The sequence below is a fragment of the Liquorilactobacillus vini DSM 20605 genome (assembly GCF_000255495.1).
In the GTDB taxonomy this organism is placed as follows: Bacteria; Bacillota; Bacilli; order Lactobacillales; family Lactobacillaceae; genus Liquorilactobacillus; species Liquorilactobacillus vini.
Genome location: NZ_AHYZ01000204.1, coordinates 1 through 11,877 on the forward strand (window position 1 = coordinate 1; position 11,877 = coordinate 11,877).

Annotated in this window: 11 protein-coding genes; 4 read left to right on the top strand and 7 right to left on the bottom strand. The window is 38.4% G+C overall.

Annotation, left to right across the window (positions count from 1 at the left end; translation table 11 throughout):
* On the bottom strand, positions 1-452 hold a 452-nt coding region (locus ON15_RS10875; RefSeq protein ID WP_010581518.1), incomplete at its 3' end, for a hypothetical protein.
* Between the two features lie 124 nt (positions 453-576).
* Here ON15_RS10875 and ON15_RS10880 point away from each other — a divergent pair.
* Positions 577-798: a hypothetical protein gene (locus ON15_RS10880; protein ID WP_010581519.1), complete on the top strand. Its 222-nt coding sequence runs from the start codon at positions 577-579 to the stop codon at positions 796-798.
* 66 nt (positions 799-864) lie between these two features.
* Complete coding sequence (locus ON15_RS10885) at positions 865-1,662, top strand: aldo/keto reductase (RefSeq protein ID WP_050999232.1); 798 nt, start codon at positions 865-867, stop codon at positions 1,660-1,662.
* Between the two features lie 78 nt (positions 1,663-1,740).
* Here the strand turns inward: ON15_RS10885 and ON15_RS10890 are convergent, their stop codons facing one another.
* The 5 genes from ON15_RS10890 to ON15_RS10910 all read right to left on the bottom strand — a co-directional run bounded on the left by ON15_RS10890 (position 1,741) and on the right by ON15_RS10910 (position 7,626).
* Positions 1,741-2,715 (bottom strand): ribose-phosphate diphosphokinase, encoded by a 975-nt coding sequence (locus tag ON15_RS10890; RefSeq protein WP_010581521.1) that lies wholly within the window; start codon positions 2,713-2,715, stop codon positions 1,741-1,743.
* Positions 2,716-2,794: 79 nt separating this feature from the next.
* The gene (gene glmU / locus ON15_RS10895) at positions 2,795-4,207 is read right to left on the bottom strand and encodes a bifunctional UDP-N-acetylglucosamine diphosphorylase/glucosamine-1-phosphate N-acetyltransferase GlmU (protein ID WP_010581522.1); all 1,413 of its coding nucleotides are present in this window, start codon (positions 4,205-4,207) and stop codon (positions 2,795-2,797) included.
* Between the two features lie 136 nt (positions 4,208-4,343).
* Positions 4,344-5,174, bottom strand: a complete 831-nt coding sequence (gene purR, locus ON15_RS10900; protein ID WP_010581523.1) for a pur operon repressor — start codon at positions 5,172-5,174, stop codon at positions 4,344-4,346.
* A 270-nt stretch (positions 5,175-5,444) separates the two neighbouring features.
* Positions 5,445-6,434, bottom strand: coding sequence for a D-2-hydroxyacid dehydrogenase (locus ON15_RS10905; RefSeq protein ID WP_010581524.1), 990 nt, complete (start codon positions 6,432-6,434; stop codon positions 5,445-5,447).
* Between the two features lie 13 nt (positions 6,435-6,447).
* The gene (locus ON15_RS10910; RefSeq protein WP_010581525.1) at positions 6,448-7,626 is read right to left on the bottom strand and encodes an aminotransferase class I/II-fold pyridoxal phosphate-dependent enzyme; all 1,179 of its coding nucleotides are present in this window, start codon (positions 7,624-7,626) and stop codon (positions 6,448-6,450) included.
* Positions 7,627-8,125: 499 nt separating this feature from the next.
* On the opposite strand from ON15_RS10910, the gene ON15_RS10915 reads away from it, so the two are divergent.
* On the top strand, positions 8,126-9,430 hold the full coding sequence (locus ON15_RS10915) for an argininosuccinate synthase (protein ID WP_010581526.1): 1,305 nt from the start codon (positions 8,126-8,128) through the stop codon (positions 9,428-9,430).
* Positions 9,427-10,839: an argininosuccinate lyase gene (argH, locus tag ON15_RS10920; protein ID WP_010581527.1), complete on the top strand. Its 1,413-nt coding sequence runs from the start codon at positions 9,427-9,429 to the stop codon at positions 10,837-10,839. Before ON15_RS10915 ends, argH begins: the two co-directional genes overlap by 4 nt.
* A gap of 97 nt (positions 10,840-10,936) precedes the next feature.
* On the opposite strand, the gene ispE is transcribed toward argH, so the two are convergent.
* Positions 10,937-11,842: a 4-(cytidine 5'-diphospho)-2-C-methyl-D-erythritol kinase gene (ispE, locus tag ON15_RS10925; protein ID WP_010581528.1), complete on the bottom strand. Its 906-nt coding sequence runs from the start codon at positions 11,840-11,842 to the stop codon at positions 10,937-10,939.
* Positions 11,843-11,877 lie beyond the last annotated feature (35 nt).

An 11,877-nucleotide genomic window follows, 5' to 3' on the forward strand; every position in this document is an offset into this window, starting at 1 on the left:
TCATCACAAGGATGCAAGATGACATTAACCCGTTGATAAATTGAAATTGCAATCGCAATTAAAATTATTCCTAAACAATCTAGAAAAATTCGGGCTCCTAAATTGAAATTTACGATTGCAGTCTGCAAAAGTAATTTGGAAAGCAGCCCAACTAAGTAGGCAAAACAAAACATAAAAATCAGATTTCCTAAAATGCGACGACCATCAAATTGATGCAAAAATAAAACATTCAGACCAATTGCCAAAAAACCTTCCAACAACAACAGCCATGTTAAAGAAAGTGGTGTTGCATGAGCTAAATTGACTGCTGCTGCTGTCCACAAAGCACTGCCTAAGTTTAATGAAACCGTCAGAGCATTGCCAAGACTATTCAAAATAATCGAAATAAAAAAATAAAAGATAGTCAAACCTGATTTGTTATGAATTATGTAACCAGTAGGTAAATTTTGCATTTAAATCCCCAATCTTTGTTATGTAAAAATTTGTTGACTTTAATTCTAAATAATCTTGACTGAAACTAATTCATGCTACAATTAAACTGAATCATGATTCAAGTTTTACGAGGAGGAGATCAAAATGAGTGAAGATATTTTGTTCAATCCAGGACAAGCAATTGCTAGTAGCTATGATTATCACAGTGCCTATGTTGCAGCACAAATCTATCATCAAAAAAGTAATCATGAACTTTTGTTAGTTAAAGATAAAAATGACAAAAAGATGTATTATGTTTTTGATAGTGCTTCTCTCGAAAATCATAGTCAACTTAACCAAAAATTTCAACTGATCAAACGAATTTAAATTCACTAAAAGTAGGAGAATAATTTGCTAATAAATAAAACTTTTAAACTTGCTGATGGTAATGAAATGCCAACTGTCGGTTTTGGAACCTATAAATTAAACGGAACGGCTGGAGCAAATATCATTATCCAAGCTCTCCAAAATGGTTATCGACTTTTAGATGCAGCCGTTAATTATGAAAATGAAGGCACCGTTGGTCAAGCAATTGCTCGCAGCTCTATTCCACGTGAAGAAATTTTTGTCACTTCCAAGCTCCCAGGTCGACATCATCGTTATTCAGAAACCATTACCACGATTCAAGAGTCGCTTTTTCGGATGCAACTAGATTATTTTGATCTATATTTGATCCATTGGCCGAACCCGAAAGAGAATTTATATTTAGAAGCTTGGCAGGCACTGATCGATGCCCAACGCTTTGGCCTAGTAAGATCAATTGGCGTTTCAAATTTTTTGCCGGAGCATTTATTAAGATTAAAAAAAGCAACTGGTATTTTGCCAGTGGTCAATCAAGTAGAGCTACATCCTTATTGGTCACAACCTGAACAAAGAAAATTCGATCAAGAACAGCAAATCATCACTCAGGCCTGGAGTCCACTAGGTCGAGCAAATGCTGTTTTGCAAGAACCCGTGATTAAAAAAATTGCTCAAAAGTACCACAAAACAGTTCCTCAGATAATCTTGCGCTGGGAACTTCAATTAGGCGTTGGAATAATTCCTAAATCCAGTTCGACCGGTCGCCAAAGAGAAAACTTGGCTGTTTTCGATTTTGCGCTATCACCAGCAGAAGTTACACAAATTACCAATTTAGATCAAGTCAATGGTCGCACCAAAAACCAAGATCCAGCAATTTATCAAGAGTTTTAAGAATTTTTAATAAATGACCCTCAAAAGCTAGTTTACAACTAAGCTGTTAAGGGTCATTTCATTTATTATCGTTCAAAATCAATCCTTGTGAAAACGATTTTTAAAGAGTGGGCTAACCGCTTTATTTTCATAGATCCGCTTAATCGCATCGCCAATCAAATCACCAACCGAAACCTGCAATAACTTCTCAATTTTCTTATCTTCTGGCAACTGAATTGAATCTGTGACAATTAATTTTTTGATTGGTGAATTTTCAATACGTTCAATAGCTGGCCCCGATAAAACCGGATGAGTTGCACAAGCATAAACCTCAGTTGCTCCAGCATCTTTCAATGCTTGGGCAGCTAAAGTAATCGTACCGGCCGTATCAATCATATCATCAATTAAAATACAGCGTTTTTGATCAACTGAACCAATAATATTCATAATTTCAGCCACATTGGCTTTAGGGCGCCGTTTATCAATGATAGCAATCGGTGCTTTTAAAAACTCAGCTAACTTTCTAGCCCGTGTAACACCACCATGATCAGGAGAAACAACAACTGCATCTTTTTCCAATCCTTGATTTAAGAAGTAATCTGCTAATAATGGAGCCCCCATTAAATGATCAACCGGAATATCAAAAAATCCTTGAATCTGTGCTGCATGCAAATCCAACGCTACCACACGATCAGCACCAGCCTTAACAATCATATCAGCAACCAATTTAGCCGTGATGGGCTCACGTGGTCGAACTTTACGATCCTGACGCGCGTAACCGTAATATGGAATCACCACATTGATCTTTTCCGCGCTTGCACGTCGTAAAGCATCAATCATGATTAATAATTCCATTAGATTATCATTAACCGGAGCTGAAGTTGATTGAATAATGAAAACGTCATCTCCACGAATACTTTCCTCAATATTAATACGAATTTCACCATCACTAAATCGGTCAACTGATGTTTTCCCTAATGATACCCCAACTGCAGCAGCGATTCTTTTTGCCAATGGCTTGTTAGAATTTAAAGCAAATATTTTTAGCTTAGGATCAGCAATTTGTCCAGACATGTTATCCTCCATAAATCTTTATTCTTTAATAATCTTATGCAAAAAAAATTTAAAAATCAAGCGCAATCACTAATTAAAGCTACTTATTTTTGCTTTTTTCATTTGCAGCTGCCTGCTTAGCTGCCTGAGCAACCGGATAACGATCATAATAGCCCTTTTTGTTGACCTGCCGACCGCGCGCAATTGCCATATCATGTGCTGCCACATCATCAGTCACGGTCGATCCAGCTGCCACATAAGCATGATCAGCAATCTCCAGTGGTGCAATCAGATTTGAAGCACTGCCGATGAAAGAATAATCGCCAACATTGGTATGATGTTTATTGATTCCATCATAGTTGACAAAAACGCAGCCACAGCCGACATTAATGTGCTGACCTAAAGTAGCATCACCAACGTAAGTTAAATGACCGACCTTGGTTCCCTTACCAATTTGAGCTTTTTTAATCTCGACGAAGTTTCCAATATGCACCGCCGGCCCGATCTTAGCTTGCGGCCGCAAATGACTGTACGGACCAATATCACTGCCACTCTCCATTTGTGCACCTTCCAAATATGAAGCTGTTACTGTCACACGGTCTGCTAAAAGACTGTCGCTGATTTGTGAATGAGCACCAATTAAACAGTCACGACCAATGATCGTCTGTCCACGCAAAACAACGCCTGGTTCAATCACTGTGTCTGCGCCAACTTGCACATCAGCATCAATATAAGTGGTTGATGGATCAATCAAAGTCACACCATTTTCCATTAAGTGCCGATTGATCCGCTGACGCATCAAAGCTGTTGCTTGCGCTAAAGCAACCCGATCATTAACACCCATTGATTCACTAAAATCTGCCATTTGATAAGCAGCAACCGTCTGCTTAGCCTGCTTAAAAATCTCAATCACATCAGTCAGATAATATTCATGCTGAGCATTTTGATTGGTGATCTGATGCAAAGCTTGAAATAAAGCCTGATTGTCAAAGCAATAAACCCCGGTATTGACTTCCTGCACCGCAGCTTCTTGAACAGTTGCATCTTTTTGTTCAACAATCTTAGCAACCGCGCCAGTTCGATCACGAATAATCCGACCATAACCGGTTGGATCTGGAGCAGATGCTGTTAAAATTGTTGCTGCTGCTTGCTGCTTTTGATGATAAGCCATTAATTGCTTGAAAGTCGCTGCTTTAAGTAAAGGTGTATCGCCACAAACAACTAAAGTCACACCTTGTTTTTGACCCAAAATCTTTTCCGCCTGTAAAACTGCATGGCCTGTCCCTAATTGTTCCTTTTGCAAAGCAAATTCAGTTTGTCCGGCCAAAGTTGCTTTAACCTTGTCTGCTCCGTGACCAATAATCGTCACAATTTGATCAGGATCAAGCTGTTTAACCTGACTTAAAACATGTTCGACCATTGATTTTCCACAAACTTGATGGAGGACCTTATATAATTTTGATTTCATCCTCGTTCCTTGACCTGCTGCCAAAATAATTGCGTATGCAGTCATTCTTAAAATCTCCTCTAAAATTAATTACTAAACTTACTCAATCATGATACATTAGACCGCCATTGACTGCAAGGATGGCAGTCAACTAAGCACAAAAAAACAGCACACCGTTAAAATTGCGGTCAGTGCGCTATTTTTATTTTCCAAAAACTTTTTCCAAATAGTTGCCAGGACTGACATGAATCGTTTTATCAAGCGTATTTACCTGATCGACTTTTAACAAAGAAGTATAATCATTGACCATCCGATGACCCTCAAAAGCCGCTTCAGCAAAAACCGTAATTCCGACTAATTCGGATTCAAACTCTTCAATCATGCTCTTCATGCCATTGACTGTTCCCCCACCCTTCATAAAATCATCAACTACTAAGACATGTGAGCCGCGTTTCAAACTCCGCTTAGACAGTTCCATTTTTTCGATTCGTTCGCTAGAGCCCGAAACATAATTTACTGAAACCGTTGAACCCTCAGTAATCTTTGAATCACGACGCAAAATAACAAACGGTACATTTAAATACGTTGAAACACTTTGAGCAATTGGTACTCCTTTAGTAGCAACCGTCATTACTGCATCAATTTGTTTATCAAGATATTGACGAGCAATTACCCGACCAACCTGCCGTAAAACATCGGGTCGTCCTAAAAGATCAGACAAGTAAACATATCCACCGGGCAATAGGCGGTCACGTTCAGAAAGTCGTTCAGTCATTTGATAAATAAAATCACGTGCTTCTTGCTCATCAATCGAAGGGGTAAATCTTGCTCCTCCAGCTGCTCCCGGAATGGTTTCTAAACTACCAATGCCTCGATATTTAAAAGTCCGCTTAATGATTGCTAAGTCTTCACTGATCGATGACTTAGCTGACTCATAACGTTCCGCAAAAAAAGTCAGTGAGATTAAAGTATGCGGACGCTCTAACAAATATCTGGTCATATCAATCAACCGATCACTTCTTCTTGTCTTCAAATTAACTCCTCCACTTTATCTGATTAAAAACTAATTCAGGAGTTATTATACGCTCTTTTTTGCTTTTTTGCATTCAAAAAAAAGCTAATGTTCGTTTTCTATTCTTTTAATTTTATTAAAATTTAATTTTTCGCTAATATTGTCACTTATAACTAAACATTCGGAATCCTGGTATTAAAAAAGAGTGGTTTTATCCACACTTTCGAAAAGCTAACTTAGCACCCAAGCTTTGGGGCTTTGAAGCGCTTAATCAATTAATTTCTACTATTCTTAATTTACTTGATGCATACTTTGCTTACCAGCTAAAACTGTTAAAACATCTTCAAGACTGATATCAACCATATTTTGAACTGCAATATTAGTAAAAAAGCCTACATGCGGTGTCAAAATCACATTCTCCATTTTTCTTAGTTCAATCAAATCTTCACTGGGAAGCGGCTGATTTTCCAAATTAAAATTAAAAAAGTTTTCTTCACCCGTCAATGTATCTAAGGCTGCTCCAGCCAAGTGTTGTGTTTTTAAGGCATTAATCAAGGCTGCCGTATCAACCACCGGGCCACGACATTCATTGACTAAATAAGCTGTTGGTTTCATCAAAGAAAAAGCTGTCTCATCCATCAAATTAACACTAGACGGATTTAAATCAACATGTAAACAAACAACATCTGCTTGTTTCAACAACTCCTCTTTTGTAATATAAGTCAAAATATTTTCTAATTCTGGGCGTGGTTTTAAATCATAGGCAATTACTTTAGCTCCTAATGCATGGAATAGCTGAGCAGTTGTTCCGCCAATTCGCCCAGCACCAATGATGCCTATTGTTAAAGAATGAATCTCCTTAGCTTGTAAGCCGGCCCAACGAAAATCTTGTCGAGCAGCTCGCTGATCAAACAATTCCAACTTGCGGATCAAGCGCATAGTATGGGCCAATGCTAATTCAGCAACTGACCGCGGCGAATAAGCAGGAACATTAGTAACAACTAAATCATTTTCTTTAGCGGCTTGGATATCAATCATATCAAAGCCAGCTGTTCGTGAAGCAATTTGCTTTAAGCCGGCAGCTTTCAATATTGGATAAACTTCTTTTTCAATTTTTCCACGTTGTTGAACTACCAAACCATCGTAGCCATTAACTAACTTAGCCGTTTTCAAATGCAAGGGAACTGAGTTGATATCCACTTGCACCTTTGGATGACGTTTTTGCCATTCATTAATTGCCGCTTGTTCGTCATCTCTAACACTATACATTAAAATCTTCATACTTTTTTCACTCCTAATTTCTTTGTTCTGTGACGTATTTGTCCAATCTTCTCATTGCTTCTTGGATATTTTCCAAACTTGCTGCATAACTGATGCGAAGATATCCTGCACCGCCAGGCCCAAAACTACTTCCGCTGATAACTGCAACATGAGCTTTTGCAGCTAGATCATAAATAAATTTCTGATCATCTTGAATTAGGCCGGTTGGAATTTTAGCAAATAAGTAAAATGCTCCTTGCGGTTTTACACATTCAAAACCAAGCGCTGTTAGTTTATCATACAAATAGTCACGTCGTTTTTGATACTCCGCTTTCATCGGCAAACTATCATTCAAGCCATTTTTAAATGCCTCCTCTGCGGCTGCTTGTACCATTGTAGCGGTTGTAGTAATTGTAAATTGATGAACTTTCGCTAGTTCAGCTGTAATTTCTCTTGGTGCACAGAGCACACCAATCCGCCAGCCTGTCATAGCATGTGATTTTGAAACACCATTTAACAAAATCGTTTGTTCCCGGAGCGCTTTGACCATCGAGGCATGGGGCTGATCATAATTCAATTCACTGTAAATTTCGTCACAAACAGCAAAAATTGGTTTACCCTTTAAAACTGCTGCTAATTGATCTAACTCTGCCTGACTATAAGTTACCCCTGTCGGATTACAAGGATAATTCAAGACGACGGCCTTGACTGCTGAGCCATTTTTGACTAACTCAGCTTGAAGTCTTTTTGGTGTCAGTTTAAAACCAGTGTGACTGGTATCAACTAGAACCGGTTCTGCTTGATTTAAAGTTGTTATTGCAATATAAAGCGGAAAGATTGGCGTTGGAATAATAACCTTATCACCTGGATTTAGAATCGACGTCAGTGCAGTGTAAATCGCCTCCGTTGCTCCATTGGTAATGATCACTTCACTAGTTGGATCATAATTTTGTTGGTACTTAGTTGCCAAAAACTTAGCTGCCGCCTTGCGCAGTTCTAAAGTACCATTAGATGGAGCGTAATGAGTCTGATTTTGTTCAATACTTTTGATAGCTGCTTGTTTGATATGCTCCGGCGTATTAAAATCCGGTTCACCCATTGTGAATTTAATGATTCCCGGAATTTTTGAAGCATAGGCATCAAATTCACGAATATCTGATGGCTGCAACAGCGACAGCTCTTTTTTCAGATGACTAACTAGTAGGTTGCCCATTTAAATCCTCTCCTTTTTTGATTCAAAATAAAAAGCCCGAAGTATGATCTTCAGGCTTAGTTCAAATTCCAATTAGATTTCAAGCAAAGCCTGCAGATTTTTTTACATCTGTGTGGCCTTGTTGTTGTCAAAGCAAACAGCTTCTGGTTTCATCACAGGTGCAACACTCTTTACGTGTTTGCACCCTAATCTTAGGCTACAAACACTCCTGAAAAAACCAAAAGTAATAAAATTTATTCAATTTTACTGGCATAATTCTAATTTTCATAATTAAAAGCTCCTTAAAATTGAATAAGTTTAATTTAACCGATAAACATCAATTTGTCAAGTCGAGTTAACAACTACTATTAATTTAATCATTCAGTATTGAATATCCATTATTTTTTGAATAAATATTCTTATATATCGTTTTTATTGCTATTTTTTGTAATATTTATTGTTTTGCTTGCATAAAAGTGTTATAGTCTAATCAACATTAAATTTGTTGGGGGTTTCGCTTATGAAAAAAGAAAAAATTGTGCTGGCTTACTCCGGTGGCTTAGATACATCGGTTTCAATTGCTTGGTTAAAAGATAAGGGCTACGACGTAATTGCTTGCTGTATTGATGTTGGAGAGGGCAAAGACCTTGAAAAAGTCAAGTCTAAGGGATTCCAAGTTGGGGCAATTGCTTCCATCACAATTGATGCTAAAGAAGAATTTGCCAAAGAATATGCGCTCGTCGCATTGCAAGGACACACTTACTATGAAAACAAATATCCATTAGTGTCTGCTTTATCGCGGCCATTGATTGTTACTAAATTAGTTGAAACAGCCAAAAAATATGGTGCTACTGCAATTGCCCATGGATGCACCGGCAAGGGCAATGATCAAGTCCGTTTTGAGGTTGGTATTCATGCTTTAGCTCCTGAAATGAAAATTGAAGATCCAATTCGGGAATGGCATTGGTCACGAGAAGAAGAAATTCAATATGCTAAAGAACATAACATTCCTGTTCCAATCGATATTGATAGTCCTTATTCAATTGACGAAAACTTGTGGGGCAGAGCTAATGAATGCGGCATTTTGGAAGATCCATGGGTCAGTGCTCCCGAAGACGCTTATGATCGAACTAAGCCGATCGAAAAAACACCTGATAATCCAGAAATCCTTGAAATTGAGTTTACACAAGGTGTTCCGGTCGCAATTAATGGTCAACATTATTCATTGGCTAATTTGATCATGAAGCTCGACAAAATCGCCGGTGAGCATGGTATTGGTCGGATCGACCACGTTGAAAACCGGCTGGTTGGCATCAAGTCCCGTGAAATTTATGAATGCCCAGCGGCAACTGTTTTGATCAAAGCCCATAAAGATCTTGAAGATTTAACCAGCGAACGTGATATGGCTCATTTTAAACCGGTTATTACGCAAAAAATGACGGAACTGATCTACAATGGCTTATGGTTTTCACCGCTAATGGATGCTTTAAAGGCTTTCTTGGTAGAATCGCAAAAAAATGTCACTGGTACCGTTCGGGTAAAACTTTTTAAGGGCAACGTAATCTGTGAAGGTCGCAAATCGCCTTATTCACTCTATGATAAGAATTTGGCAACCTATACGTCTGCTGATGAATTTGACCAAGCGGCAGCTGCTGGCTTCATTAAGCTTTGGGGCTTGCCAAGTCAAGTTTATGCTCAAGTTCAAACAAAAAATGAAGTACAGCAAAAAGCTGACAGCCAAACTTTCTTAAAATCAGTTACTAAGGAGAAAGAAAAAGTCATTGTTAAACAAGTCGATCACCAAGAAAATGAGGTTAAACTATGAGTGTTACCGATAAACCATGGGGTGGAAGATTTACCGCTGAAAATGATGCCTTAGCAGAAAAGTTTGGTGCCTCAATCAGTTTTGACCAGCAAATGGCTTATGAAGACTTGCAAGGATCATTAGCACATGTGCAAATGCTGGCACATACTAAAATTCTTTCCGCCATTGATGCAAAAAAAATTGAAACTGGTCTAAAGGCTTTAATGAATGAATTACAAGCCGGTAAAATAACTTTTGATGTCGAACTCGAAGATATCCATATGAATATCGAAATGCTCTTGACGCAAAAAATTGGGCCGGTGGCTGGCAAGCTACACACCGCCAGAAGCCGAAATGACCAGGTTGCAACTGATTTGCATCTTTATTTGAAAAATCGTCTACCAATAATTCAGCAAGCCATTTGGGAATTGCAAGCAGCTATTGTTAGGAAAGCGAGCGCTAATGTTACAACTATCATGCCAGGCTATACCCATTTGCAGCATGCTCAACCAATTTCTTACGCACACTATTTACTTGCTTATTATCAAATGTTTAAGCGAGATGCCGAGCGCTTTGCTTTTAGTGAAAAGCACCTCGACCTTTCACCTTTGGGCGCAGCTGCCCTAGCTGGCACCACTTTTCCAATTGATCGAAAATATTCAGCTAATTTATTAGGATTCAGCCAAATTTATCAAAATTCACTTGATGCAGTATCTGATCGTGACTTTGTCGTTGAATTTTTAAGCAATGCTTCAATTTTGATGATGCATCTTTCGCGTTTTTGTGAAGAAATTGTTCTTTGGTGTTCTTATGAGTTTAACTATCTCAGTTTGAGTGATGCTTATTCAACTGGCAGTTCAATCATGCCACAAAAGAAAAACCCTGACATGGCTGAATTGATTCGCGGCAAAAGCGGCCGGGTTTTTGGCCACTTACTGGGCCTATTGACAACACTTAAGGGATTGCCATTAGCTTATAATAAAGATCTGCAAGAAGATAAGGAAGGCGTTTTTGACACCATCAAAACAATTATTCCTAGCTTGAAGGTTTTTACCGGCATGCTATCGACTTTAACGCTCAACCCAAAGAAAATGCAACAAGCAACTGAGCATGATTTTTCAAATGCTACTGAATTAGCTGATTATTTAGCTGCTAAAGGTCTGCCTTTCCGGCAAGCACACCGCTTAGTTGGCGAACTGGTTTTTGAGGGGATTCAAAAACAAAAGAATTTGCAAGATTTCTCATTAACTGAACTGCAAAGTCATAGTTCATTGATCCAAGAAGATGTTTACACGGCATTAAAACCTGAGATTGCTGTCAAACGGCGAAACTCAGCTGGCGGAACTGGTTTTGAACAAATCAAGCAGCAACTGCAGACCGCTCAAATTGAATTGGAACAAAACAAGCCTAAAATCGCTAAGCACAAATAAAAACAACCAGGCAAGACTAATTGACTTGCCTAGTTGTTTTTATTTGCCGTTTAAATTGCTTGATGCTGAAAGATTAAAATCAAATTATTTTTATACTCTAATATTGCGAATGGTTTTCAAATTTTTGTGGCAACAAATAGTCCGTATTCAAATGACACGACTGAACCAAATAAACTTGTTCGCAAAACCCCTTTAAACTATTGACAATATGTTGAGCTCGTGACAATTTAGAACAAATTCCAAAAACAGTTGGCCCACTCCCGGTCATTTGGGCTACATCAGCACCAAAATCCAGCATTTTTTGTTTCAAGTTGGCAATTTGTGGCAATTCATTGATCGTCACTTGTTCTAACACATTAGTCATTGCGCCAACCAAGTCTGGCAAGTTTTGCTTTAGAACAGCTGCTTTAGCTTGAACAAAATCTCCATGCTGCAGTTCACGATATGGGATTTTCTTTAAAATATTGACCGTTGAAACACTGGCTTTGGGTTTAGCCAAAACGATCCAAACTGGCGGTAACTGTCGAAGTGGTTCAAGAATTTCACCTTTCCCAGTTATCGCAGCCGTTTGACTATAAATACAAAATGGCACATCAGAGTCGATTGTCAAACCAATTTTAGCTAATTGATTTAAATTTAGTTTCAATTGCCAAATTCGATTCAAAATCCGTAAAACAGCTGCTGCATCAGTTGATCCGCCACCCATTCCAGCTGCTACAGGAATCTTTTTTTTGATCTTGATTTGAACTCCTTGATTGATCCGAAATTTTTTTTGTAATCGAATTGCTGCCTGAAAAGCTAAATTTTTTTGATCCTGCGGCAAAAAGCCGGTGTCGGTTTCGACTTGAATCTTTTTAGTGTTGGAGACTGTCACAACTTTAACATAGTCTGCTAAATCAATCGTTGTCATGATCATTTTCCATTCAGGCGCTCCATCTGGGTGGCGAAAAGGGGTATCTAAAAACAAATTGAGTTTCGCCGGAGCTTTTTCTATTATCTCCATCCAGTCACCTACTTAAAGCTTTTATTTCATTATGA